General features: G+C 60.5%; 24 protein-coding genes. 14 read left to right on the forward strand and 10 right to left on the reverse strand.

Annotated features, from left to right (window positions below; all coding sequences use genetic code 11):
* Nucleotides 1–51 precede the first annotated feature (51 nt).
* Entirely contained in the window at nucleotides 52–714 is a 663-nt protein-coding gene (locus RS887_RS27370; protein ID WP_322617825.1) for an NAD(P)-dependent oxidoreductase, read from the forward strand.
* Here the strand turns inward: RS887_RS27370 and RS887_RS27375 are convergent.
* A complete protein-coding gene (locus RS887_RS27375; RefSeq protein ID WP_322617826.1) occupies nucleotides 711–1,661 on the reverse strand; it encodes a choline sulfate utilization transcriptional regulator in 951 nt (316 codons plus the stop codon). The two genes, RS887_RS27370 and RS887_RS27375, sit on opposite strands and share 4 nt — an antisense overlap.
* A 114-nt stretch (nucleotides 1,662–1,775) precedes the next feature.
* Between RS887_RS27375 and betC the strand changes: the two genes are divergently transcribed.
* The 3 genes from betC (at nucleotide 1,776) to RS887_RS27390 (ending at nucleotide 5,952) form a co-directional block, all read left to right on the forward strand.
* Nucleotides 1,776–3,290, forward strand: a complete 1,515-nt coding sequence (gene betC / locus RS887_RS27380; protein ID WP_322617827.1) for a choline-sulfatase — start codon at nucleotides 1,776–1,778, stop codon at nucleotides 3,288–3,290.
* 16 nt (nucleotides 3,291–3,306) lie between these two features.
* On the forward strand, nucleotides 3,307–4,227 hold the full coding sequence (gene choX, locus RS887_RS27385; RefSeq protein WP_322617828.1) for a choline ABC transporter substrate-binding protein: 921 nt from the start codon (nucleotides 3,307–3,309) through the stop codon (nucleotides 4,225–4,227).
* A 159-nt stretch (nucleotides 4,228–4,386) separates the two neighbouring features.
* Nucleotides 4,387–5,952 (forward strand): SulP family inorganic anion transporter, encoded by a 1,566-nt coding sequence (locus RS887_RS27390; protein ID WP_322617829.1) that lies wholly within the window; start codon nucleotides 4,387–4,389, stop codon nucleotides 5,950–5,952.
* A 180-nt stretch (nucleotides 5,953–6,132) separates the two neighbouring features.
* Here the strand turns inward: RS887_RS27390 and aroE are convergent, their stop codons facing one another.
* Both aroE and hemF read right to left on the reverse strand, forming a co-directional pair.
* Nucleotides 6,133–6,954: a shikimate dehydrogenase gene (gene aroE, locus RS887_RS27395; protein WP_322617830.1), complete on the reverse strand. Its 822-nt coding sequence runs from the start codon at nucleotides 6,952–6,954 to the stop codon at nucleotides 6,133–6,135.
* Between the two features lie 13 nt (nucleotides 6,955–6,967).
* Nucleotides 6,968–7,882, reverse strand: a complete 915-nt coding sequence (gene hemF / locus RS887_RS27400; RefSeq protein ID WP_322617831.1) for an oxygen-dependent coproporphyrinogen oxidase — start codon at nucleotides 7,880–7,882, stop codon at nucleotides 6,968–6,970.
* A gap of 163 nt (nucleotides 7,883–8,045) precedes the next feature.
* Between hemF and RS887_RS27405 the strand changes: the two genes are divergently transcribed.
* Nucleotides 8,046–9,023, forward strand: coding sequence for an NADPH:quinone reductase (locus tag RS887_RS27405; protein WP_322617832.1), 978 nt, complete (start codon nucleotides 8,046–8,048; stop codon nucleotides 9,021–9,023).
* 88 nt (nucleotides 9,024–9,111) lie between these two features.
* Here the strand turns inward: RS887_RS27405 and RS887_RS27410 are convergent, their stop codons facing one another.
* From RS887_RS27410 to RS887_RS27420, 3 genes are all read right to left on the reverse strand, one after another.
* Nucleotides 9,112–9,669 carry an L-threonylcarbamoyladenylate synthase gene (locus RS887_RS27410; protein WP_322617833.1) on the reverse strand — a complete coding sequence of 186 codons (558 nt, stop codon included), beginning with the start codon at nucleotides 9,667–9,669 and terminating at the stop codon, nucleotides 9,112–9,114.
* 54 nt (nucleotides 9,670–9,723) lie between these two features.
* Nucleotides 9,724–10,830 (reverse strand): DNA-processing protein DprA, encoded by a 1,107-nt coding sequence (dprA, locus tag RS887_RS27415; protein WP_322617834.1) that lies wholly within the window; start codon nucleotides 10,828–10,830, stop codon nucleotides 9,724–9,726.
* A gap of 81 nt (nucleotides 10,831–10,911) precedes the next feature.
* The gene (locus RS887_RS27420; protein ID WP_322617835.1) at nucleotides 10,912–11,736 is read right to left on the reverse strand and encodes a peptidoglycan-binding protein; all 825 of its coding nucleotides are present in this window, start codon (nucleotides 11,734–11,736) and stop codon (nucleotides 10,912–10,914) included.
* A gap of 187 nt (nucleotides 11,737–11,923) precedes the next feature.
* Between RS887_RS27420 and def the strand changes: the two genes are divergently transcribed.
* From def to RS887_RS27445, 5 genes are all read left to right on the forward strand, one after another.
* Nucleotides 11,924–12,430 carry a peptide deformylase gene (gene def / locus RS887_RS27425; RefSeq protein ID WP_322617836.1) on the forward strand — a complete coding sequence of 169 codons (507 nt, stop codon included), beginning with the start codon at nucleotides 11,924–11,926 and terminating at the stop codon, nucleotides 12,428–12,430.
* Nucleotides 12,431–12,487: 57 nt separating this feature from the next.
* Nucleotides 12,488–13,447 (forward strand): methionyl-tRNA formyltransferase, encoded by a 960-nt coding sequence (gene fmt, locus RS887_RS27430; protein WP_322617837.1) that lies wholly within the window; start codon nucleotides 12,488–12,490, stop codon nucleotides 13,445–13,447.
* A complete protein-coding gene (rsmB, locus tag RS887_RS27435) occupies nucleotides 13,444–14,754 on the forward strand; it encodes a 16S rRNA (cytosine(967)-C(5))-methyltransferase RsmB (protein WP_322617838.1) in 1,311 nt (436 codons plus the stop codon). Before fmt ends, rsmB begins: the two co-directional genes overlap by 4 nt.
* 22 nt (nucleotides 14,755–14,776) lie before the next feature.
* Nucleotides 14,777–16,153, forward strand: a complete 1,377-nt coding sequence (gene trkA, locus RS887_RS27440; protein ID WP_322617839.1) for a Trk system potassium transporter TrkA — start codon at nucleotides 14,777–14,779, stop codon at nucleotides 16,151–16,153.
* Nucleotides 16,154–16,319: 166 nt separating this feature from the next.
* Nucleotides 16,320–16,634 carry a tetratricopeptide repeat protein gene (locus RS887_RS27445; RefSeq protein WP_103396113.1) on the forward strand — a complete coding sequence of 105 codons (315 nt, stop codon included), beginning with the start codon at nucleotides 16,320–16,322 and terminating at the stop codon, nucleotides 16,632–16,634.
* On the opposite strand, the gene RS887_RS27450 is transcribed toward RS887_RS27445, so the two are convergent.
* The 3 genes from RS887_RS27450 to tag all read right to left on the reverse strand — a co-directional run bounded on the left by RS887_RS27450 (nucleotide 16,635) and on the right by tag (nucleotide 18,520).
* Nucleotides 16,635–16,874: a PilZ domain-containing protein gene (locus RS887_RS27450; protein ID WP_111283366.1), complete on the reverse strand. Its 240-nt coding sequence runs from the start codon at nucleotides 16,872–16,874 to the stop codon at nucleotides 16,635–16,637. It lies immediately after the preceding gene.
* A 160-nt stretch (nucleotides 16,875–17,034) separates the two neighbouring features.
* Nucleotides 17,035–17,922, reverse strand: coding sequence for a lysophospholipid acyltransferase (locus tag RS887_RS27455; RefSeq protein WP_085716098.1), 888 nt, complete (start codon nucleotides 17,920–17,922; stop codon nucleotides 17,035–17,037).
* Nucleotides 17,923–17,962: 40 nt separating this feature from the next.
* Nucleotides 17,963–18,520: a DNA-3-methyladenine glycosylase I gene (gene tag, locus RS887_RS27460; protein ID WP_008018388.1), complete on the reverse strand. Its 558-nt coding sequence runs from the start codon at nucleotides 18,518–18,520 to the stop codon at nucleotides 17,963–17,965.
* Nucleotides 18,521–18,601: 81 nt separating this feature from the next.
* Here tag and glyQ point away from each other — a divergent pair, with 81 nt between their 5' ends.
* From glyQ to RS887_RS27480, 4 genes are all read left to right on the forward strand, one after another.
* On the forward strand, nucleotides 18,602–19,555 hold the full coding sequence (gene glyQ / locus RS887_RS27465) for a glycine--tRNA ligase subunit alpha (RefSeq protein ID WP_322617840.1): 954 nt from the start codon (nucleotides 18,602–18,604) through the stop codon (nucleotides 19,553–19,555).
* Entirely contained in the window at nucleotides 19,552–21,606 is a 2,055-nt protein-coding gene (glyS, locus tag RS887_RS27470) for a glycine--tRNA ligase subunit beta (RefSeq protein ID WP_322617841.1), read from the forward strand. Before glyQ ends, glyS begins: the two co-directional genes overlap by 4 nt.
* Nucleotides 21,607–21,610: 4 nt before the next feature.
* Nucleotides 21,611–22,156 carry a D-glycero-beta-D-manno-heptose 1,7-bisphosphate 7-phosphatase gene (gene gmhB, locus RS887_RS27475; RefSeq protein WP_322617842.1) on the forward strand — a complete coding sequence of 182 codons (546 nt, stop codon included), beginning with the start codon at nucleotides 21,611–21,613 and terminating at the stop codon, nucleotides 22,154–22,156.
* A 91-nt stretch (nucleotides 22,157–22,247) separates the two neighbouring features.
* Nucleotides 22,248–23,027, forward strand: coding sequence for a lysophospholipid acyltransferase family protein (locus tag RS887_RS27480; RefSeq protein ID WP_008018383.1), 780 nt, complete (start codon nucleotides 22,248–22,250; stop codon nucleotides 23,025–23,027).
* 193 nt (nucleotides 23,028–23,220) lie between these two features.
* On the opposite strand, the gene RS887_RS27485 is transcribed toward RS887_RS27480, so the two are convergent.
* The gene (locus RS887_RS27485; RefSeq protein WP_322617843.1) at nucleotides 23,221–24,750 is read right to left on the reverse strand and encodes a PAS domain-containing sensor histidine kinase; all 1,530 of its coding nucleotides are present in this window, start codon (nucleotides 24,748–24,750) and stop codon (nucleotides 23,221–23,223) included.
* Nucleotides 24,751–24,774: the final 24 nt, after the last annotated feature.

The following is a 24,774-nucleotide window of genomic DNA, read 5'->3' on the forward strand; positions in this document are numbered from 1 at the left end:
TTTCCTGCGGGTCAAACGTCATATAGACGCTGGAAAACAGGAAGCCCAGCCATGAAAAATGCCGAAACCCCCGTCGTGAAAGTGGTGCTTTATGGTGCCATGAGTAGCCTGGGCAGTGCGCTGATGGCTGAAATGCTGCGGCGCCAGCATGAAGTGATCGCAATTCTCGATGACCTCAATGCGCTGGCACCCCGTCCGGGGCTGCGCACCAAGACTGGCGACCTGTTCGACGCGCAACGGGTCAAGCAGAGTGTGGCCGGCAGCTCCGTGGTCGTCTGCTTACTGGACGCTCCAGGCTTACCGTTCAACAGCGAACACGTAGAAAAAAACATCGTGCCGGGCCCGGTCGAGCAGGTACTGGCAGTGGATGCGCTAATCGATGGCATGCAGGCAGCAAAAATCGCCCGATTGTTTGTGGTGGGTGATTTCGACGTGCTGGACGATCCGGAAACCGAGGACAGCTTGCAACGTCACGCGGCCGAGGAAATCCGCGAGGCACTGCAAAGCAGTCCTTTGCAGTGGACGCTGGTTAACGAACCGCGCGGGGTACCGGGGCTGACCATCGAACATTTTGCCCAAATCGGTGGCAACCCCGAGCCGGGGCTGGCCGAACCGCTCGGACGGCTGGCCCGCACCGCCGTGGGCATTGCCGATGAATTGCACCTGAAGCTGCACATCGGCGAGCACGTCAATTTCATCGCCACCGACAGCTAAACCGCAATGGACGGCAGCGTCAGGCCGTTGAGCGATTGCGCACTGCCGGCCTGCTCGGCCATCAACCAATCCACAAACTGCTGGATCAATGCTCCGCGCCGTTTGCGCTGGGGCAGGACCACGTAGTAGCCCAGCCTGGACATCGCGGATTCGGCAATCGGTCGGCACAACAACCCTTGGGCCAGCAAGTTATCCACAAGGTGGCGCCAGCCAATGGCCACGCCCTGGCCGCCAATCGCGGCCTGAATCAGCAAGGTGTAATTGTCGAAGCGCAATTGCCCGGGCGCCGGGGCCGAGGTGATGCCCAGCTCGCGGAATACACCACTCCAGTCGAACCAGTTACTGCTGTGTTCCCCGCGCAGGTGCAGCAACGGAAACTCCAGCAATGCCTGGGCCGGCAAGGGCAAGGTCCGCTCGCTCAACAACTGCGGGCTGCACACCGGAAACACTTCCTCGCTGAACAGCCAGTGGCTTTCACCCTGCTTGAAGCGGCCATCGCCGAACAGCACCGCCACATCGATATCGGTACGTAGCATGTTATGGCTGCGTTCACTGGTGACAAGGCTGACATCCACCTGCGGATTGGCCGCGTGAAAGCGGTGCAATCGCGGCATCAACCAATAGGCGGCGAAGGCGAAATCGGTGGCGACCTGCAGCACTTCATGCTGTTGCTGTGCGCTGATTGCACTCAATCCTGCGTCGATATTCTGCAATCCGAGCTGAACCTGATCGAAAAGTATCTGCCCGGCCTCGGTCAGTTCGATGCCGCGATAAATGCGGTCGAACAGGCGTATCGCCAGCTGTTCCTCCAGGCGCTTGATCTGCTGGCTGATGGCCGGTTGCGTGGTGCCCAGTTCAACCGCCGCAGACGTGAAGCTGTGCTGTCGGGCCGCCGCTTCGAAGGCACGAAGCAGATCCAGTGACAGGTCACCAAGGGTGTCATACATAAGCTGTGCTTATCCTAGTCATTGCCGTGCATGGGCTTTACCACAAAGTGCGTGGGTTTCATTCTCGAAGCCAGCACTCTCGCATAAACATCCACTATGGAATGCCGCGATCACATGAAGCGCAAGAACATTCTTTTCATCATGGCCGATCAAATGGCCGCGCCTATGTTGCCGTTCTACGGCCCATCGCCCGTCAAACTCCCCCATCTCAGCCGCCTCGCCGCCCAAGGCGTGGTGTTCGACTCGGCTTATTGCAACAGCCCACTGTGCGCGCCGTCGCGTTTCACCCTGGTCAGCGGCCAGTTGCCGAGCAAGATCGGCGCCTACGACAATGCCGCCGATTTCCCTGCCGACGTACCGACCTATGCCCACTACCTGCGTCGCCTCGGCTACCGCACCGCCCTGTCGGGCAAGATGCATTTCTGTGGGCCGGACCAGTTGCATGGCTACGAAGAACGCCTGACCAGTGATATTTACCCCGCCGACTACGGCTGGGCGGTGAACTGGGATGAACCGGACGTGCGCCCGACCTGGTATCACAACATGTCGTCAGTGCTGCAAGCCGGTCCGTGTGTGCGCACCAATCAGCTGGATTTTGATGAAGAGGTGGTGTTCAAGGCCCAGCAGTACCTGTTCGACCATATCCGCGAAGATGGCGACCAGCCGTTCTGCCTGACCGTTTCGATGACTCACCCGCACGACCCGTACACGATTCCCAAAGCCTTCTGGGATCTGTACGACGACGCTGACATCCCGTTGCCTGCGACGCCGGAGCAGTACGATCTCGATCCTCACTCGCAACGTTTGCTCAAGGTCTATGACCTGTGGGACAAGCCTCTGCCTGTGGACAAGATACGCGACGCCCGCCGCGCCTATTTCGGCGCGTGCAGCTATATCGACAGCAACATCGGCAAACTCCTGCAAACCCTCGAAGATACCGGACTGATCGATGACACCATCATCGTGTTTTCCGGTGACCATGGCGACATGCTCGGCGAGCGCGGGCTCTGGTACAAAATGCACTGGTTCGAAATGGCCGCACGGGTTCCCTTGTTGATCAGCGCGCCGGGGCAATTCGGTGCCGGTCGGGTCAGCGCCAGCGTTTCGACCGCCGACCTGCTACCGACGTTCGTCGAACTGGCCGGTGGCTCGCTGGAACCGGGCTTGCCGCTGGATGGCCGTTCGCTGGTTCCACACCTGCAAGGGCAGGGCGGTCACGACGAGGTATTTGGCGAATACATGGCCGAAGGCACCATCAGCCCGCTGATGATGATCCGCCGAGGGGCCTACAAATTCATCTACAGCGAAGACGATCCTTGCCTGCTCTTCGACGTACACAATGACCCTCATGAACTAGAAGAACTCAGCCACTCGCCGCAACATCGCCAGTTGTTCGACGATTTTCTCGCCGAAGCGCGGGCCAGATGGAATATTCCGGCGATTCACCAGCAGGTGCTCGCCAGCCAGCGACGCCGGCGTTTCGTGGCCGAGGCGCTGACCCTCGGCAAGCTTAAGAGCTGGGATCACCAGCCGCTGGTGGACGCCAGTCAGCAATACATGCGCAACCACATCGACCTCGACGATCTGGAGCGTAAAGCACGTTATCCACAACCCTGCCAAAACCAATAATGTTAAGGGGAAGTCCATGCAAAAGTTATCCACAGTACTGACGGTCGGGCTCCTGGCGCTGGGCAGTGCATCGGTGTTTGCCGATCAGAGTTGCGAGACGGTGAAGATGGCCGATCCGGGCTGGAGCGACATCGCCGCAACCAATGCCATCACCGGGTTTCTGCTGGACGGCATGGGCTACAAGGCCAAGGTCGACACCCTTGCGGTGCCGATCACCTTTGGCGGGCTCAAGGATGGCCAGGTCGATGTGTTCCTGGGTAACTGGATGCCGGCGCAGCAGGGCTTTTACGACAAGTTCGTCGCCAACGGCGATGTCACGCAATTGGCGAAGAACCTCGACGGCACCGAATTCACCCTCGCCGTTCCGGATTACGTGTGGGACGCGGGTGTGCATAACTTTGCCGACCTGAACAAATACGCCGACAAGTTCGACCGCAAGATCTACGGCATCGGCTCCGGCGCACCGGCGAACATCTCGCTGCAAGAGATCATCAAGAAAAACGATTTCGACATGGGCCAGTGGAAACTGGTTGAGTCCAGCGAGCAGGCAATGCTGGCTGAAGTGTCCCGCGCGGTGAAAAAACAGAAATTCGTGACCTTCCTCGGCTGGACCCCGCACCCGATGAACGTGCAACTGAAAATGCATTACCTCAAGGGCGGCGAGAAATACTTCGGTGACACCGGCAGCGTCCACACCCTGACCCGCAAAGGTTATGCACAGGCCTGCCCGAACATCGGCAAACTGCTGACCAACCTGAGCTTCACCCAGGACATGGAGAACAGCATCATGGCCGAGGTGGTGAACAACAAGGTCAGCAATGCCGACGCGGCCAAGGCATGGATCAAGGCCAACCCGGCGGTGCTGGATAAGTGGCTCGATGGCGTGAAGACTGTGGATGGCAAGGATGCGTTGCCGGTGATCAAAGCCAAGTTGTAACCAATACCTGTGGGAGCGGCGGTGCGGCGATCCGACTTGCTCGCGACGGCGGTGGATCAGTCGACATTAATGTTGTCTGACCCACCGCCTTCGCGAGCAAGCCCGCTCCCACAGGTCATGTCCTGATACTCTTTCGCAAAACCCCGACCGAGAGGCCCCATGGCCCTGCCAAGCCGCCATTCACTCTTCCCGTTCCTTACCTGGTTGCCCCATCAATCCCGCGCCAGTGTCGGGCGCGACCTGATCGTCGGCCTCAGTGGCGCGATTCTCGCGTTGCCGCAATCCATTGCGTACGCGCTGATTGCCGGCCTCCCACCGGAATACGGCCTGTACGCGGCAATCATCCCGGTGCTGATCGCCTGCCTCTGGGGTTCATCGTGGCATTTGATCTGCGGTCCTACGGCGGCCATCTCGATTGTCCTGTACGCCAGCGTCAGTCCTCTGGCCGTTCCAGTGTCGCAGGACTACGTCATGCTGATCCTGTTACTGACGTTTCTTGCCGGCATCTTTCAGTGGCTACTGGGTTTGCTGCGGTTTGGCGCGCTGGTGAATTTCGTCTCTCACTCGGTGGTACTCGGCTTCACCCTGGGTGCTGCCGTGGTGATTGCCATCGGTCAATTACCTAATCTGCTGGGACTGGACTTGCCCAGCCAGGCCACCGCGCTGGGTAGCTTCATCTCGTTGTTGCGCCATCTCGGCGAAATGGACAAACCTTCGTTGGCGCTGGGGCTGGCGACGGTCGCGGTGGGCGTGATCCTCAAACTGTGGTTGCCACGCTGGCCGACGCTGATGATCACTCTGGTGCTGGGTGCACTGCTGGTCTGGCTTTGGCCATCCATGTTCGGCCATGTGCAACTGGTCAGTGCCTTCACCGGCAAGCTGCCGCCCTTCAGTCCGTTGCCGCTGGACCTTGACCTGATCCTGCGCTTGCTGCCCAGCGCCGTGGCAGTGGGCATGCTCGGGCTGGTGACCAGCCTGTCGATTGCCCGCTCGATCTCGGCGCGTTCGCAGCAATTGCTCGATGCCAACCAGGAAGTTCGCGCCCAGGGCTTGTCGAATATCGTCGGTGCGTTTTTTCCGGATCCTTGTCTGCCGGTTCTTTACGCGCTCCGGACTGAGCTACGAGGCCGGTGCCTGTTCGCCGTTGGCGGGGATTTTTCCGCACTGTGGGTGGCACTGTTCGCCATTTTTGGCGCGCGACTGATCGAACACATACCGATTCCAGCCATGGCGGGCAGCATTCTGTTGATCGCCTGGGGACTGGTTGACCATCGTGGCATTCGTGCGTTGCTGCGGGTCAGCCGCGCCGAATTTGTAGTCATGGCGCTGACCTGCGTCGCCACGCTGCTGCTGGAGTTGCAGACGGCAATATACGCCGGTGTGCTGGCCTCGCTTTTTTTCTACCTCAAACGCACATCGCAACCACGAGTGCAGCACGTGCGAGATGGCGAGGAAGACATTCTACGGGTGGGGGGCTCGATCTTTTTCGGTGCCAGCCATTACCTGCAAGTACGCCTGCAACGCATGCACGGCGCGCGCGTGGTGATCGAGGCGCAGCAGATCAACTTCATCGACTATTCAGGGGTGGAAATGTTGCATCAGGAAGCGCGGCGCCTGCTTCGCCAGGATCGCAGCCTGACCTTGCGCCGGGCCCGGCCGCAGGTGGTGGAAGAGTTGAGGAAGCTCGAAGGGGCAGAGAAATGCCCGATCCGGTTTGAGGATTGACTCTTCTTTTGAGCGCCGCTCAACCCTGTGGCGAGGGAGCTTGCTCCCGCTAGGGTGCGAAGCGCCCGCAAATCGTTTAACGCATTCAGCCAGATAAATCGCATGGCTGGTTTTAGGGCTGCTGCGCAGCCCAGCGGGAGCAAGCTCCCTCGCCACAGAAAATCTGTTAACCAAAGAAATCTATAGGGCCAACTGCCGGCGAAGTTCAGCCAACACCGGAGCCGTATCCGGGCGCACTCCGCGCCACAGGAAGAACGCTTCCGCCGCTTGCTCGGCCAGCATCCCCAAGCCATCCATCGCCACCGCCGCCCCGTGTTCGCTGGCCCAGCGGCAGAACGAGGTCGGCTCCTTGCCGTACATCATGTCGTAGCACACCGTTTTGCCGGGTTCGATCAGGCTGGGCGCAATCGGCGGCACATCGCCCGTCAGGCTCGCGGAGGTCGCATTGATGATCAGGTCCACCGACTCCTGCAACCAGTCGTAACCGCTGGCCGAGACCGGCCCCAGATCGGCGAAAAGCTCCGCCAGCAGCTCGGCCTTGTCCAGTGTGCGGTTGGCGATGATCACCGATGCCGGTTGCTCGGCCAGCAACGGCTCCAGCACACCACGCACCGCGCCTCCAGCACCGAGCAACAGGATGCGTTTGCCCTTGAGGCTGAACCCGGCGTTGACCGTCAGGTCCCGCACCAGCCCGGCACCGTCGGTGTTGTCGCCCAGCAGACTGCCATCGGCCAGTTTGCTCAAGGTATTGACCGCACCGGCACGCTGCGCCCGCGCCGTCAGGCTGTTCGCCAATCGAAAGGCTTCTTCCTTGAACGGCACCGTCACATTGGCGCCGCGCCCTTCGAGGAAAAACGTCCGGGCACAGGTGGAAAAGTCGTCGAGTGGTGCCAGCAGCGTGTTGTAGTCCAGCTTCTGCGCGGTCTGCTCAGCGAACAGGCGATGGATCAGCGGAGACTTGCTGTGGCCAATCGGGTTACCGAATACGACATAACGGTCCATCAGGATTCCTCGTTCAGGCCTCGGCCAACCAATCGCGGTCTTGCAGGAAGTACTCGGTCAGGCGCGCTTCTTCGCTGCCAGGCTCGGCCTTCCAGTCGTAGCCCCAGCGCACTTGCGGCGGCAGGGACATCAAAATCGACTCGGTGCGACCACCCGACTGCAGGCCGAACAATGTGCCGCGGTCATAGACCAGGTTGAATTCAACGTAGCGACCACGACGGAACTCCTGGAACTCACGCTGTTTGGCTGTGAACGCATCGTTCTTGCGGCGCTGCACGATCGGCAGGTAGGCGTCGATGTACGCGTCACCGATAGCGCGCATGAAGGCGAAGCTGGTGTCGAAGTCCCACTCGTTCAGGTCGTCGAAAAACAACCCGCCGATGCCACGCGGCTCGTGACGATGCTTGATGTGGAAGTAGCTGTCGCACCAGGCCTTGTAACGCGGGTAAACCTCCGGGCCGAACGGCGCACAGGCCTGCTCGGCGACGCGGTGCCAGTGGATGCAGTCTTCTTCGTTGCCGTAATACGGGGTCAGGTCGAAGCCGCCGCCAAACCACCAGACCGCTTCTTCACCTTCTTTTTCTGCGATGAAAAAGCGCACGTTGGCGTGGGAAGTCGGCACATGCGGGTTGTGCGGGTGAATCACCAGCGACACGCCGAGGGCTTCGAAGCCACGGCCAGCCAGCTCCGGACGATGCGCGCTGGCGGAGGGTGGCAGACCACTGCCGAAGACGTGGGAAAAGTTGACGCCTCCCTTTTCAATCACTGCGCCATTTTCGATCACACGGGTGCGACCGCCACCGCCGGCCGGCCTGGTCCAGGCGTCTTCGACGAATTGCGTGCCACCGTCTTCGGCTTCCAGGGCGGCGCAAATACGGTCTTGCAGGTCGAGCAGGTAGGCTTTTACGGCCTCGGTGCGGGTCGTCATGTCATCACCTTGAATCGGGCAATACTACGCAGCGCTCCATTGGAGCGGGGCCTGCGCAAATGGGCCCGTAGCATACCATCGCATGTCGCCCCGTCGCAGTTGACGAAGATCAAGCTTAGGAGTCCGATAGGGCGCTTGGTAAAACGACCTATGGAGAGTTCTGATGGCAAAGCGTATCCAGTTCCGCGCCCATGGCGGCCCCGAAGTGCTCGAGTATGTGGATTACCAACCCGCTGAGCCCGGCCCGAATCAGGTGCGCGTGGCCAACAAGGCGATCGGCCTGAACTTCATCGATACCTATTACCGCAGCGGCCTGTACGCGCCGCCCGCCTTGCCGTCCGGCCTCGGTGCGGAAGGTGCAGGCGTTGTCGAAGCCGTGGGCAGCGGCGTCACCCGCTTCAAGGTCGGTGATCGCGTGGCGTACGGCAGCGGCCCGTTGGGCGCCTACAGCGAATTGCATGTGCTGCCCCAGGACAATCTGGTGCACCTGCCCGACGAAATCAGTTTCGAAACGGCTGCCGGGGTCATGCTCAAAGGCCTGACCGTGCAATATCTGCTGCGCCAGACCTATGAACTGAAAGGTGGCGAAACCATTCTGTTCCACGCCGCTGCCGGTGGCGTCGGTTCGCTGGCCTGTCAGTGGGCCAAGGCGCTGGGCGTGAAGTTGATCGGCACTGTCAGCTCGAAAGAGAAAGCTGAACTGGCCAAGGCCAACGGTGCATGGGCGACCATCGATTACAGCCATGAAAACGTTGCCCAGCGTGTGCTGGAATTGACCGACGGCAAGAAAGTCCCGGTGGTCTATGACGGCGTCGGCAAGGACACCTGGCTGACGTCCCTCGACAGCGTGTCACCGCGCGGGCTGGTCGTAAGCTTCGGTAATGCTTCCGGTGCAGTGGACGGAGTGAATCTGGGGATTCTTGCCGCCAAGGGCTCGCTCTACGTGACCCGACCGACGCTGGCGACCTATGCCAACAATGCCGAAAATCTGCAGCGGATGGCCGATGAATTGTTCGAGATGATCATCAGCGGCAAGTTGACCGTAGATATCAGCCAGCGTTATCCACTGGCCGACGCGGCGAAGGCTCAGACCGAGTTGTCGGCGCGGCGCACGACAGGCTCGGTTGTCCTGTTGCCCTGACTGACACCATCGCGAGCAGGCTCGCTCCCACAGGGAAATGCGCCAATCTGTGGGAGCGAGCCTGCTCGCGAACGGCAGCACCTCGGTATCAGTCCGGGCGCACGACGTTGCCGGTGGCCAGATCGCGAATCAGGCTCGGGTTCTTGCGTCCGCCCAGGTTTCCGCCCAGCACCAGATCCACCTGGCCACGGAAATACTGCTCGACGCGAATCCGCGTACGTGCCGCCGGGCGCCCCTGCGGGTTGGCCGACGTCGACACCAGCGGCCCGACCAGCGCGCACAAATCCCGCACCAGCGGGTGATCGCTGACCCGCAGCGCCACGGTTTCATGCACGCCGGTAATCCACTGCGGCAGCAGGTTCTGGTGCGGCACCAACCAAGTGTTCGGCCCCGGCCAGGTGCTGGCCATGCGGTCCATCCACAATTCGGGGAAGTCTTCGAAGAGGAAATCGAACTGACGGATGTTGTCGGCGACCAGAATTAGTCCCTTATCCACAGACCGCCCCTTGATCAGCAGCAGACGTTCCACCGCTTCCTCGTCCCACGGGTCGCAACCCAGGCCCCAGACTGCTTCGGTTGGGTAGGCAATCACCGCCCCGGCGCGTATTGCTTGCGCGGCTTGTTGCACACGCCAACTGTTGACCATGAAAAACACTCCAGAATAAGGCTCTGTGCAGTTTACCGATCTTGTTTATAAAACCTAGCTCACCCGCGCAAACCAGCGCCCGCTTTCGCAAATGGCACGACCGTCCATTTCCAGTTCCGTCAACGCCACCAGCACTTTGGGCAAGGCCCAGCCGCTTGCGTCGGCCAGCGCTTCGCTGGTGTGAGGCGCGGCATGCAGCAGCTTGAGCAGTGGGTGAGTCGATTCAGTGGCGCAGGTTTCTGTGGATAACGGCAGTCGTTGCCAGCCGCGCAAGGCTTCGAGGATATGCTCGATGGTTTCCACCAGCACCGCACCGTCGCGGATCAACTGATGGCAACCGCGGGCGCCGGGATGATGGATCGACCCGGGCATCGCAAACACCTCGCGCCCCTGTTCCGCCGCCAGCCTCGCGGTGATCAGTGAACCGCTGGCGATACTGGCTTCGACCACCAGCACCCCGAGTGACAAACCACTGATGATCCGGTTGCGCCGAGGGAAGTTGCTGGCGCTGGGGCCCGCATCCAGCGGAAACTCAGAAAGTACTGCGCTGCCCGAAGCAATCATGGCGTCCGCTAGGCGTCGATTTCGCTGTGGATAAAACTTCTCGAGCCCCGTACCGAGCACACCGACCGTTTGCCCGCCGACGTCCAGCGCGGCCTGGTGCGCGGCGGCGTCAATGCCCAGGGCCAGGCCGCTGGTGATGACAAAACCGGCACCCGCCAGGCTACGGGAAAACGCCGCAGCGGTGTCCATCCCAGGCCTGGACGCGCGACGACTGCCGACCATCGCCAGTTGTGGTTTTTCGAGAATGCCCGGGTTGCCCGCGACAAATAACAGCGGTGGTGCATCGCTGATTTGTGCCAGCAGTGCCGGGTAGTCCGGTTGGTCCCACATCAGTAAATGCTGGGCCGGACGCTCTAACCAGGCCAATGCATGGCTGGCGCCGTCACGAATCTCAGCGCTTCGTCTGGCCTCGGAACAGGCCAGTGGCAAACCCAGTGCGCGCCAGGCACTGGCGGGCGCACTGAGCGCTTTGGATGCCGAGCCGAAGGCTTCGAGCAACTTCTTGAAACGCGCAGCACCGAGTTCCGGCAAACGGTGCAGACGTAATCGAGCTTCAAGTTCCGCGGGGGAAACCGGTGTAACAGTAGGCATCGACATGGATCATCCTTGATCGCTATGAGCACCCGTACAAACGGGAATAAGCTGTGGATAACTCTGTTGGTAACTTGTGAGGCAAGCTTAGGGATTTCGCACCTTGTCCATCACCGACAGCGAGCGCGAGGCGTTGAGCACCAGCCCATAACTGAGCTTGTCGTAAGTACGGAAAACCATCAGCAGACCCGCGCGCTCATCGGGAATCTTCAACGGCTGGCCGGTGATCCGGTCCCGCACGGTTTCACCGGTTTTCATCACCGCCAGGACATTGCCTTCGACCAGTCCATCGCGCTGCCCCTTGTTCAGCGTGACCACGTCGAGTGCGCCGATCTGCGTCACCCCACGCGGCACATCGATGATCAAGCCGTTGATCTCGGTGCCCGGCGCGCTGGGCATGAAAGTCGAATTGATCGAGCGTTCTTCACCGCTGAACAGGCGGTCGCCGAGGCGGACTTCCTGGGTCGTGCGTTGCAATACCAGGGTGGCAACGTCGCCTTCGGTGGCCACGACCTCACCGCCGCCGATGTCGTCGGCGTTGATCCCCAGGAACTCCTTGCTCTGCGGGTCGGTGTAGACCTTGCCCTCGCGGAAGATGCCGTACACCGGTTGCGCCGGATCGAAATGGCCGCGGGCATAGATGCGGTCACCGGTGCCGCTGAGCACGCGCTCGGCATCGCCGGCGACAATGTAGGGCGCCGTTTCGAAATCCTCGGCCTTGTCGACGATGCGGTTGCTCAGCAGAAAACTGTTGATCGATTTTAGCGCAATGCCGGGGATAGCCTCGGTCACCGGGCTACTGCGTACCTGAGGCGACAGCTTTATGGTGGGAATATCTTCCCTGGGTTGCACTTGCCCATGTGCCCAACCTGCCGAAGCCAGGAGCAGCAGGGCGAGTAGTGATTTCCTCATGCGGTGAATCCCTTTATCATATGCGTTCGCGTGAAACGCCAGAGCCCTCGGTGGCTCGCTCCCGGCTTGCTTGTCAAAACTTGCTTGTCAAAAGAAGGGAGCTACGTTTTACAACGGTAGCCTGCATTTCTTCGGACCCGCCAGGCCATCGACCCGACCTTACTTCACACGTGCACTAATCAAGCTTATGGCCATTTTAAACATCCTCGAGTTCCCTGATCCGCGTCTGCGCACTATCGCCAAGCCAGTGGCCGTAGTGGACGACGAAGTGCGTCAGTTGGTCGACGACATGTTTGAAACAATGTATGAAGCGCCTGGCATCGGCCTCGCCGCGACCCAGGTCAACGTGCACAAACGTATTGTCGTGATGGACCTCTCCGAAGACCGCACCGAGCCTCGAGTGTTCATCAACCCCGAGCTCGAAATGCTGACCGACGAGATGGGCCAGTATCAGGAAGGCTGCCTGTCGGTGCCGGGCTTCTACGAAAACGTCGATCGCCCGCAACGGGTCAAGGTCAAGGCGCTGGACCGCGACGGACAGCCTTACGAACTGATCGCTGAAGATTTGCTCGCCGTGTGCATCCAGCACGAATGCGACCACCTCAACGGCAAATTGTTCGTCGATTACCTGTCCACGCTCAAACGCGACCGCATCAAGAAGAAACTGGAAAAGCTTCATCGCCAGAACGCCTGATGCCCATCTTCAAAGGCTTGCCGCGGCAAGCCTTTTTCTTTTCAAGAGACATCACCCATGACTGAGCCACTGCGCATTGTCTTTGCCGGCACCCCGGAATTCGCCGCCGAACACCTCAAGGCCCTGCTGAGCAGCCCTTACGAGATCGTCGCGGTCTACACCCAACCGGATCGTCCGGCCGGTCGCGGGCAAAAACTGATGCCGAGTCCGGTCAAGCAGTTGGCGCTTGAAAACAACATCCCGGTGCTGCAGCCGCCGACCCTGCGTAACGCAGACGCACAAGCGGAACTGGCTGCGCTGAAACCGGACTTGATGGTGGTGGTCGCCTACGGCCTGATCCTGCCGCAGGTAGTGCTGGATATTCCGCGCCTGGGTTGTATCAACAGCCACGCCTCGCTGCTGCCACGCTGGCGTGGTGCGGCGCCGATCCAGCGCGCCGTGGAAGCGGGCGACGCCGAAAGCGGCGTGACCGTGATGCGCATGGAAGCCGGCCTCGACACCGGGCCGATGCTGCTCAAGGTCACCACCCCGATCAGTGCCGAAGACACTGGCGGCAGCCTGCACGATCGGCTCGCCGAAATGGGCCCGCCGGCCGTGGTCCAGGCAATTGCCGGCCTCGCCGCCGGAACCCTGGAGGGCGAAGTCCAGGACGACAGCCTGGCCACCTACGCACACAAATTGAACAAGGACGAAGCACGCATCGACTGGACTCGCCCGGCCGTTGAGCTGGAGCGCCTGGTCCGTGCCTTCAACCCGTGGCCAATCACCCACAGCACCTTGAATGGCGAAGCCCTGAAAGTGCTGGCCGCGAACCTCGCCGAAGGCAAAGGCATCCCGGGTGAAATCCTCGGCGCCAGCAAAGACGGTCTGATCGTCGCCTGCGGCGAACAGGCCTTGTGCCTGACCCGTCTGCAATTGCCCGGCGGCAAAGCGTTGAACTTCAGCGACCTGTTCAACAGCCGCCGCGAGAAATTCGCCGTCGGCACCGTCCTCGGTCAAGCGGCGGACGCTCAATGAATCCGCGTCTGGCCGCCGCCAAGGCACTCGCCGCCGTCCTGAACGGAAAAGCATCGCTCAACAGTTCGCTGCCCACGCAACTGGACAAGGTCGAGGACCGTGATCGCGGCTTCACCCAGGACCTGGCGTTCGGCACCGCACGCTGGCAACCGCGTTTGTCGGCTCTGGCGGCCAAACTGTTGCAGAAGCCGTTCAAGGCCGCCGACGCCGATGTCGAGGCGCTGTTGCTGGTCGGTCTCTATCAGTTGCTCTACACCCGTGTCCCGGCCCATGCCGCCATCGGTGAAACCGTCGGTTGCGCCGACAAGCTGAAAAAGCCTTGGGCCAAGGCGTTGCTCAACGCTGTGCTGCGCAACGCCCAGCGCGAAAGCGAAACGATTTTCGCCGAGCTGGAACGTGATCCAGTGGTGCGCACCGCCCACCCGCGCTGGTTGCAGAAATCCCTGAAGGCGTTCTGGCCAGAGCAGTGGGAAGCCATTTGCGCGGCGAACAACGCCCACCCGCCGATGATTCTGCGGGTCAACCGTCGCCATCACACCCGGGATGCCTACCTCGGTTTGCTGACGGATGCCGGTATCGCCGCGACGCCGTGTGTATACAGCCGCGACGGCATTGTCCTCGAAGCGGCCACCGACGTGCGCGGCCTGCCGGGTTTCGCCGAAGGCTGGATCAGCGTGCAGGACGAAGCCGCGCAACTGGCCGCTGATCTGCTGGATCTGGCACCGGGCCAACGGGTGCTGGACGCCTGCTGCGCACCGGGTGGTAAAACCTGCCATATTCTCGAAGCCGAGCCAAAGCTGGCAGGCGTCGTGGCGGTAGACCTGGAAGCCAAGCGCCTGGTGCGTGTGCGGGAAAACCTCGAACGCCTGAAACTGAGCGCCGAACTGATTGCCGCCGACGGTCGCGACACTCAGGCGTGGTGGGACGGCAAGCCGTTCCAGCGCATCCTGCTGGACGCACCCTGTTCGGCCACCGGCGTGATTCGTCGTCACCCTGACATCAAGCTGACCCGCCAACCCGACGACCTCGCCGCACTGGCGCTGCTGCAAGGCGAGTTACTCGACGCCATGTGGAGCACGTTGGAGGTCGGCGGCATTCTGTTGTACGCCACCTGTTCCACGCTGCCGACCGAGAACACCGAAGTCATCGAAGCCTTCCTCGCCCGCACGCCGGGTGCCCGTGAACTGGACCTTGCCACGGCGGCCGGCATCAAGCAGCCCCATGGTCGTCAGTTGCTGGCCCAGGAAGGCGGCCACGACGGGTTCTACTACGCCAAGCTGATCAAGATCGCCGCTGCGTGCGGTTAAATGGATTCAATGGAGTGACTGGATGAAAATCATCATCCTGGGTGCAGGGCAGGTCGGCGGTTCGCTGGCGGAACACCTGGCCAGTGAAGCCAACGATATTACTGTGGTCGACACCGATGGCGAACGCCTGCGCGACCTTGGCGACCGCCTGGACATCCGCACCGTACAAGGTCGCGGCTCATTCCCGACCGTGTTGCGCCAGGCCGGGGCCGATGACGCCGACATGCTGGTCGCCGTGACCAACAGCGATGAAACCAACATGGTCGCCTGTCAGGTCGCCCATACCCTGTTCCACACCCCGACCAAGATCGCCCGGGTTCGCGAAGCCGCGTACCTGACCCGCGAAGAGCAGTTGTTCCAGAACGAAGCGATTCCGGTGGACGTGCTGATCAGCCCGGAACAAGTGGTTACCAACTACATCAAGCGCCTGATCCAGCATCCGGGCGCCTTGCAGGTGATCGACTTCGCCGAAGGCAAGGCGCAACTGGTGGCGGTGCGGGCGTACTACGGCGGACCGCTGGTGGGTCAGCAACTGCGGCAGTTGCGTGAACACATGCCGAACGTGGAGACCCGCGTTGCGGCGATTTTCCGTCGTGACCGGCCGATCCTTCCGCAAGGCGACACAGTGATCGAGGCCGACGACGAAGTATTTTTCATCGCTGCCAAAGCCAACATTCGCGCGGTCATGAGCGAAATGCGCCGTCTCGACGAAACCTATAAACGCATCGTCATCGCCGGTGGCGGGCAGATCGGCGAGCGTTTGGCCGAGGCCATCGAAAGCCGCTATCAGGTAAAAGTCATCGAGATGAACCCGGCACGCTGCCGCCATCTCTCGGACCACCTCGACAGCACCGTGGTGTTGCAGGGCAGCGCCTCGGACCGTGACCTGCTGCTGGAAGAGAACATCGCCGACGCGGATCTGTTCCTCGCCCTGACCAACGACGACGAAGCCAACATCATGTCGTCGCTGCTGGCCAAGCGCCTGGGTGCGAAGAAGGTGATGAGCATCATCAACAACCCGGCCTATGTCGATCTGATCCAGGGCGGCGACATCGACATCGCCATCAGCCCGCAACTGGCGACCATCGGCACCTTGCTGGCCCACGTACGCCGGGGTGACATCGTCAGCGTGCACTCACTGCGCCGGGGCGCGGCGGAGGCCATCGAGGCGATTGCCCATGGCGATTCCAAATCGAGCAAAGTGATCGGCAAGGCTATCGAGAACATCGGCCTGCCGCCAGGCACCACCATCGGTGCGATTATCCGCGACGAAGAAGTGATCATCGCCCACGATGACACCGTGATCGAAACGGGCGACCATGTGATTTTGTTCCTTGTGGATAAAAAGCATATTCGCGATGTGGAAAAGCTGTTTCATGTAGGGCTTAGCTTCTTCTGATGCGGATTTAGCGTTGTCCTGCCTTTGTATGAGCGAGCCCCGCTCGCGATGGTCGTCAACGATAATGCTGGAAACCAGACACCCCGCGTCGCTCTCAGGTTCATCGCGAGCAAGCTCGCTCCTACACCAAATCAATCCCTGACATGCCTCAGGCAAGGAATCCAACATGATCGAATCCCTGGAAAAAATGCTCGCCAAGGGTGTGGATAACTCCTTGCTGCGCTTCGGCCTGGGCAAGGGTTATCTGGATCTGGGGGAAAACGCCAAGGCTGCGGAGCATTTTCAGCGCTGCGTCGAGTTCGATCCGAAGTATTCGGCGGCGTGGAAACTACTGGGCAAGGCCCATTTGGCGTTGGCGGACTTTGCAGCCGCGAGGCAGGCCTGGGAACAAGGCCTGGAAGCTGCTCGCGGCCATGGTGACAAGCAGGCAGAGAAGGAAATGACGGTGTTCCTGAAGAAGCTCGAGCGTCAGGCGCACTGATCAGAGATAACGCAAACCGATGCCCTCGGCATCGACCAGCACCACTTCCATGCGTACCCGTGGCGCGCCTGTGGGTAAGTCCTGCACCTGTCCGTAGACCACCGCGCCCCGGGGCAGCGCCGACAGTTTCGGATGCTTGACGTAAACGCCGGTGGTCGACAGGTTGCGCGTCTGGCCCAGGCAATCGCCGAAGCTTTCGTGACTGATCTTGATGCGAAATGACTTGCGGTGTTCGGACATCTTCTGCGCCCTTGATGAACGGTTGTGGATACATGTAGGAGCGAGCTTGCTCGCGATGGATGCCAGGGCGCCGCGTTCAACCTGGCAGCCCACATCATCGTTAACGTCCATCGCGAGCAAGCTCGCTCCTACAAGTTATCCACTGAGTGTGCCAAGTCAGTCAGTACCAACGCTCTTCACCCGGTGGACGCTTCTTGAAGCGCTTCATGCTCCACATGTACTGGCTCGGGTAGGCCCCGACATAACGCTCGACCACTTTACTCATGGCCGCACAGGACTCCGCCGTATCGGTGCTGTACATGGCCTCTGGCGCGGCTTCGAGGATCACTTTGTAGCCTGAACCGTCCGGCAGGCGCAGGGCGTGCAGGAACACACCGACCGCTTTGCCGCCAGCCAGCATGTTCGGCACGAACTTGCTGGTCAGCGCCTGAGTGGCAAAGAAAGGCACGAAGATCCCGGCGGATTCGGCCGGTTCCGGGTCAGCAGGAATGCCCACTGCACCACCTTTGCGCACTTCCTTGATGACACTGAGGATGCCTTCCTTGGTGGAAGCAGCGACCTTGTTACCCAACTGCACCCGCTGCTTCTGCAGCAATTCATCCACCGCCTTCAATTTGGGCGGGCGGTAAAAAATGATCGGTTTGCACTGGCTGCAATAGAAGTGATTGAGCACTTCCCAGTTGCCCAGGTGGCTGGTGATACCGACCACGCCTTTGCCGGAGGCGAGGGCGTCCTTCAATATGTCGAGGCCTTCGACTTCGCGCACCAGGTCGATGGAGCGCTGGGCCGGCCAGATCCAGGCACAGGCGCTTTCGGTCAGGGACTTGCCGATGTCTTTCAGGCTCTGGCCCACCAGGCGCTCACGCTCGGCGGGGTCCATGTCCGGAAAGCACTTGGACAGATTGATCCGTACCACGTCGCGGGAACGGTTCGGGGTTTTCCACATGACCCAGCCAATCGCCGAGCCCACGGCCTGCACGGCCCCCCACGGAAGCAGGGCAAACAGCCGCAGAGCGCCTACCAGCAAGGCGCCTTTCAACTTATCCACAGGTCACTCCTGATCTTGTGCTGTGCGCGAGGCGGCCATTCTAACCGCCGTTCGCCAGCTGCGCGTAGCGGTCGCAATCGCGGGTGTGATCCATGACCATGCCCGAGGCCTGCATCAGCGCGTAGCAAATGGTCGGCCCGACGAACGTGAAACCGGCTTTTTTCAGGCCTTTGCTCATTTCCACGGCGGTCGGCGTCACGGCCGGGACTTCGCTGCGATCCTTGAAATGATTGATCACAGGCTTGCCTGCGACGAACGACCAGAGAAATTCCACCGGGTCCTCCAGCGCCAGCCAGGCCTGGGCATTGCGCCGGGCCGCGTTGAGCTTGAGGCGGTTGCGGATGATGCCCGGATCGAGCATCAACTCGTCGATTTCGGCATCGCTCATCTGCGCCACGCGCTGCACATCAAAACCGAACATCACCTGACGATAATGCTCGCGTTTGCGCAGCACCGTGATCCAGGAAAGCCCGGCCTGGAACCCTTCGAGCAAAAGCAACTCGAACAATCCCTGCGCATCGCGTAGCGGCGTGCCCCACTCCTGATCGTGATAAGCCATGTACAGCGGATCTTCGGAACACCAAAAGCAGCGTGGCATAAGGCTCCAGGGGGCGTGCGCAGCCATGAATCGGGTATACTCCCGCTCTTTAAATCGCAGCCCAAGAAACAGGTGAATTTCGTGAGCCAGCCTACGCCAGCCGTGCGTACCTTCCAAGACTTGATCCTCGCCCTCCAGCAATACTGGGCCGAGCAAGGTTGCGTGGTACTTCAGCCCTACGATATGGAAGTAGGCGCCGGCACTTTCCACACTGCAACATTCCTGCGCGCCATTGGCCCGGAAACCTGGAACGCCGCCTACGTGCAGCCAAGCCGCCGTCCGACTGACGGCCGCTACGGCGAAAACCCGAACCGTCTGCAGCACTACTACCAGTTCCAGGTCGTCCTGAAGCCGAACCCGGACAACTTCCAGGAACTGTACCTGGGCTCCCTCAAGCACGTCGGTCTGGACCCGCTGGTCCACGACATCCGCTTCGTCGAAGACAACTGGGAATCGCCGACCCTCGGCGCCTGGGGTCTGGGTTGGGAAGTGTGGCTCAACGGCATGGAAGTGACCCAGTTCACCTATTTCCAGCAAGCGGGCGGCATCGAGTGCTACCCGGTGACCGGCGAGATCACCTACGGCCTCGAGCGTCTGGCCATGTACCTGCAAGGCGTGGACTCGGTCTACGACCTGGTCTGGGCTGACGGCCCGTTCGGCAAAGTGACCTACGGCGACGTGTTCCACCAGAACGAAGTGGAACAGTCCACCTACAACTTCGAACACGCCAACGTCGACAAGCTGTTCGAACTGTTCGTTTTCTATGAAAGCGAAGCCAAGCGCCTGATCGAGCTCGAGCAGCCGCTGCCGTTGCCAAGCTACGAAATGGTGTTGAAGGCTTCCCACACCTTCAACCTGCTGGATGCGCGCCGGGCGATCTCGGTGACTGCGCGTCAGCAATACATCCTGCGTGTACGCACCCTGGCGCGTTCCGTTGCGCAAGCCTACCTGCTGGCTCGCGCCAAGCTGGGCTTCCCGATGGCAACCCCGGACCTGCGTGATGAAGTACTGGCCAAGCTGGAGGCTGCACAATGAGTGCTCTGGATTTTCTGGTTGAACTGGGCACTGAAGAACTGCCACCCAAAGCCCTGAACACCCTGGCCGAGGCGTTCCTCGCCGGTATCGACAAGGGCCTGCAAGCTGCCGGCCTGAACTACGAGAGCAAAACCGTCTACGCCGCCCCGCGCCGTCTGGCCGTGCTGATCACCGCACTGGCCACCCAGCAGCCGGATCGCAGCATCAACCTCGACGGCCCGCCACGTCAGGCTGCGTTCGATGCCGAAGGCAACCCGACCCAGGCGGCCCTGGGGTTTGCCAAGAAGTGCGGCGTCGAGCTGAGCGAAATCGACCAGAGCGGCCCGAAACTGCGTTACAGCCAGCGCATCGCCGGCAAGCCGACCGCCAGCCTGCTGCCGACCATCGTCGAAGACTCCCTGAACGACCTGCCGATTCCGAAACGCATGCGTTGGGGCGCGCGCAAGGAAGAGTTCGTGCGTCCGACCCAATGGCTGGTGATGCTGCTCGGTGACCAGGTCATCGACTGCACCATCCTCGCCCAGAAGGCCGGCCGTGATTCCCGTGGTCACCGCTTCCATCACCCTCAAAGCGTGCGCATCGGTTCGCCGTCCAGCTACCTGGCCGACCTGCGTGCCGCCTACGTGCTGGCCGACGCCAACGAGCGTCGCGAAATCATCAGCAAGCGCACCGAAGAACTGGCGACCCGCCAGGAAGGCACAGCGATCGTGCCACCGGCGCTGCTCGATGAAGTGACTGCACTGGTCGAATGGCCAGTGCCGCTGGTGTGCTCGTTCGAAGAACGTTTCCTCGACGTGCCGCAAGAAGCGCTGATCACCACCATGCAGGACAACCAGAAGTATTTCTGCCTGCTGGACGCCGAAGGCAAGTTGCTGCCACGTTTCATTACCGTGGCCAACATCGAAAGCAAAGACCCGCAGCAGATCATCGCCGGTAACGAGAAAGTGGTTCGCCCACGCCTGACCGACGCCGAGTTCTTCTTCAAGCAAGACAAGAAGCAGAAACTCGAAGCGTTCAATGATCGTCTGCAGAACGTGGTGTTCCAGGAAAAACTCGGCAGCGTCTACGACAAGGCCGAACGCGTTTCCAGACTCGCCGCGTTCATCGCTCCACATATTGGCGGTAACGCTCAATGGGCGGCGCGTGCCGGCCTGCTGTCCAAGTGTGATCTGGCGACCGAGATGGTCGGTGAGTTCCCGGAGATGCAAGGTGTCGCCGGTTACTACTACGCCCTCAACGATGGCGAGCCGGAAGATGTCGCGCTGGCGCTGAACGAGCAATACATGCCGCGCGGTGCCGGCGCTGAACTGCCGACCACCCTGACCGGTGCGGCCGTGGCGATCGCCGACAAGCTCGACACCCTGGTTGGGATCTTCGGTGTCGGCATGCTGCCCACCGGTAGCAAAGACCCGTATGCCCTGCGCCGTGCCGCGCTCGGTGTGCTGCGGATCCTGATCGATAAGACACTCGACCTCGACCTGACCGACGCCGTGGCCTTCGCCGTCAACTCGTTCGGCAGCAAGGTCAAGGCTGCCGGCCTGGCTGATTCGGTGCTGGAGTTCATCTTCGACCGTCTGCGGGCCCGTTACGAAGACGAAGGCGTGGATGTCGCCACCTACCTGTCGGTACGTGCCCTGAAACCGGGTTCGGCCCTGGATTTCGATCAGCGCGTACAAGCGGTGGAAGCGTTCCGCAAATTGCCGGAAGCCGCTGCACTGGCCGCGGTGAACAAGCGCGTATCGAACCTGCTGAGCAAACTCGAAGGCAGCGTGCCGACCACCGTCGAAGCCAAGTACTTCGACAACGCCGCCGAGTTCTCCCTGTACTCGGCGATCCAGCAAGCGGATCAAGCGGTGCAGCCAATGGCTGCGACCCGTCAGTACAGCGAATCGCTGGCGCGTCTGGCCGCCTTGCGCGAGCCGGTCGATGCGTTCTTCGAAGCCGTGATGGTCAACGCGGAGGACGCAAAGGTCCGCGCCAACCGTTATGCATTGCTGGCGCGTCTGCGTGGGTTGTTCCTCGGCGTCGCCGACATTTCGCTGCTGGGCTGAGGAGTTGCTGTTGAAACTGCTGATTCTCGATCGGGACGGAGTGATCAATTGCGACTCCGACGCTTACATCAAGTCGGTGGAGGAGTGGATTCCACTCCCCGGCTCGATCGAAGCCATCGCGCAGTTGAGCAAGGCCGGCTGGACGGTAGCGGTCGCTACCAACCAGTCGGGCATCGCTCGCGGCTACTACGACCTTGCCACCCTGGATGCCATGCACGGGCGCTTGCGCGCGCTGGTGGCGGAGCAGGGCGGTAAAGTCGGCCTGATCGTCTACTGCCCCCACGGGCCGGACGAAGGCTGCGATTGCCGCAAGCCGAAACCCGGGATGTTGAAAACCATCGCCGCTCATTACAACGTGTCGCTGACCGATCTCTGGTTCGTCGGCGATAGCCTTGGTGACCTGGAAGCCGCCAAAGCCGTCGATTCACAGCCAGTTTTGGTAAAGACCGGGAAAGGCGAAAAGACTTTGGGCAAGACCCTTCCGGTTGGCACATTGATTTTTGACGATCTGGCGGCGATTGCCGCAGAACTTATCCACAAATGCCCTTGAGTAAGTGTGCGCTTCGATTGATCCTGACCAGGGATGAAAGGGAAGTGCGCTTTATATAGGACGGGCAATTCCCGCAACGGTAAACGTCACCATGTCGATACTGCAGGCCATCAGAACCTTCCTCTTTTACCTGCTGCTGGGCACCAGTTCCTTGCTGTGGTGCAGCCTGAGCTTTTTTATCGCGCCGTTTCTGCCTTTCAAGGCACGTTATCGCTTCATCAACGTGTACTGGTGCCGCTGCGCCTTGTGGCTGAGCAAAGTGTTTCTGGGTATCCGCTACGAAGTGAAGGGTGCCGAGAACGTACCTGAACAGCCTTGCGTCATTCAGTCGAACCACCAAAGCACGTGGGAGACATTCTTTCTCTCTGCTTACTTTTCACCGCTGAGCCAGGTGCTCAAACGTGAGTTGCTCTATGTGCCGTTCTTCGGTTGGGCCATGGCCATGCTGCGACCGATCGCCATCGATCGCGACAACCCGAAAGCCGCGCTCAAGCATGTGGCGCAGAAAGGTGATGAGTTGCTCAAGGACAATGTCTGGGTCCTGATCTTCCCCGAAGGCACCCGCGTTCCTTACGGCACCATCGGAAAGTTCTCCCGCGGTGGCAGCGCACTGGCGGTCAACGCCGAATTGCCCGTGCTGCCGATTGCGCACAACGCAGGCAAGTTCTGGCCGAAAACCGGTTGGGCGAAGAAGCAGGGCGTCATCACTGTGATCATTGGCGCACCGATGTATGCCGAAGGCACAGGACCACGAGCCATTGCTGAATTGAACGACCGCGTCCAGGCGTGGAATGAGCAGATGCAACGGGAAATGGGCTCGCTGCCACCGACTCCGCAAGCGCCGGTTTCAAACGATCAGGTGACTGTCTGAGATTCTGTGGATAACCTGTGTACCGTTTCATTGAAAACCGTCGTTATTTTCACGTAACTTTATGATTTATTTACATATTTCTCAGAGAGATAAAAACCATAAAAGCGTGCATAAGTTTTTTTCGGACGTAAAAAAACCGGCTGATATAGCCGGTTTTTTTATGCCCCGAGCAAACGACCTGGATCGTTCGCTTTCATTCCGTAAACAACGGAAATTGCAGCCTGAATGTCGTGCCCTGACCCACCTCGCTCCGACACTCGATTTGCCCGCCGTGTCGATCCACAACGGCTTTGACCATCGACAATCCCAACCCCACGCCATCACTGCCCTGAGCGGAAGAAAAACGCCGATATTGGCTGAACAGTTCAGGTAACTCCTCGGCGGCGATACCTTTGCCCTGATCGATGAGCTCACAGATCAGCCAGTTGTCGTGATGACTGACGTGCAAACGGATACGGGTACCTGAAACACTGTACTTGATGGCATTTTCCAGCAGATTGAACAATGCCCGGGTCAGCAGCGCCTGATCCGCCAGTACCAGACTTTCCTGTGCCTCCTCTTCCACTTGATGAACCAGTTCGATCTGTTTCAACTGCGCGATGGGCAGCGCCTGATCGAACACATCCAGCACCAGCATCGCAAACAGGCTCGGCTGAAACTGGTAAACCTCGGACTCGGCCCTCGCCAGTTGAACAAAACCGTCAGTCAGTTCCAGGGCCCGGCGTACCTGCAACTCGATTTGATCAAAGAGCTGCGAATCACCGCCCACCTGATGACGGTGAACGTCGAGCAACGCGAGAATGGCCGAGTGGGGCGCCCGCAGGTCGTGAGACAGAAACCGCAACAGGACCGCGCGCTGCTCCTCCGCCTCGCGTTCTACACTCAAATCAGTCAGGTTCCATAGCCAGCCGACCGGAACCTCACCATCTACCGGTAATAGCCCGGCACGCTCCAGACGCAGGCTGCGCTCCTTGAGGTCGCGAAACTCCAGCAGCGGCAGTGCGGATAAAGGCGAACCCGGCTTTCGGCTCATATCTGGATAACCGAGCTGTTTAAGTCGCTCCAGCACATCATCGCCGACCAGATCCCCACCAAACAGGTCACGGGCCTTGCGGTTGCCGAGCAAAATCTGCCCCTGGGGATCGCTGATCAACGTGGCCACCGGCAAGTATTCAAGGCCATCGGCGATGAATCGGTGGGTATCACGAGTCAGGCTCATGGCTTGTTCCAGCGCTATGATTTGTTTCTGCAAACGGTCGCCGCCGGGATACTGGGCACGACGGCGTTCCGGAAACACTTTCGGCTCGCTGTCCAGCCGCGCCAATTCCCAACCGAAATAGGTCAACACCACACTGAGGCGCCGCCAGTTCCAGATCAGATAACCAAACAGCATCCCCAACACTGCAGGCGTCGGTGACCACCACCTCTTGAACTCCGCGAGGCCGGCACTGGTCAGCAACGCACACGCCATCCCCGTGAGCGTCAGCCAGAGCGCCAGGCGCGGACGCCACAGCAACAGCCCAAGTACGCACGTCACCAGACCAAGGGAAAGCAATGCGCTCAAGCCAGGGGATGCATCGTCCAGGTTAACTTGCGCACGGTAGGACAGCAGTGTCGTCACCGGCAACAGCACAAGACTTATCCACAACCACTCGCGCACCAATTGCCGAAACAATCGCTGTACCTGGCTTGGCTCCCGGCTTTCATGGCATTGGTCAAACATGGCCAACAGGGCAGGGCGGAGTGG

This window comes from Pseudomonas sp. BIC9C, from assembly GCF_034541995.1.
Lineage (GTDB): Bacteria > Pseudomonadota > Gammaproteobacteria > Pseudomonadales > Pseudomonadaceae > Aquipseudomonas > Aquipseudomonas fluorescens_CC.